The 393-nt window shown below is 69.2% G+C and carries 1 protein-coding gene; it reads right to left on the bottom strand.

All coding sequences use genetic code 11. The annotated features are described in order from the left end of the window. Positions 1-194: hypothetical protein (locus tag GVL52_RS30610; protein WP_200848070.1), on the bottom strand; the 194-nt coding region annotated here is incomplete at its 3' end. Positions 195-393: the final 199 nt, after the last annotated feature.

Raw genomic sequence — 393 nt, 5'->3', positions numbered from 1 at the left:
GCTTCCTGCAGGACAGCGCTGGCGAACTTGTGGCCCTTGATGTAGTTGCCCTTGCGCATCTTCGCGGACTTGGCCAGGCCGGCGAACGACTGACGCCGCTCTGGCCACACCAGCTCGTGCGCCGCGTCGTAGATCACCAGACGAAGGCGCCAGCGATCAGCGGGCTTGCCCAGGTCCAGCGGCCGCGGCCGCATTGCACGCACGCCTTGGCCACCTGACGGTAGGCAGCGAGGGATAGCCTTGCGATCGGGGCGGGGCCCATCCGCGTCGCTACGGCGAGCGCGGTGTGCTACTCCAGCGGATTGCGCATATAGCCGACCGCGCCGGCGATGTCGCTACTGCCCAGCGGCGCCAAGGCGCTGCGCCCCTCCACTGGCATGCGGTAGCTCCCGC

The sequence above is a fragment of the Rhizobium sp. 18055 genome, from assembly GCF_902706285.1.
Classification (GTDB): domain Bacteria; phylum Pseudomonadota; class Alphaproteobacteria; order Rhizobiales; family Rhizobiaceae; genus Rhizobium.
This window is presented reverse-complemented; position numbering and strand designations above follow the sequence as displayed.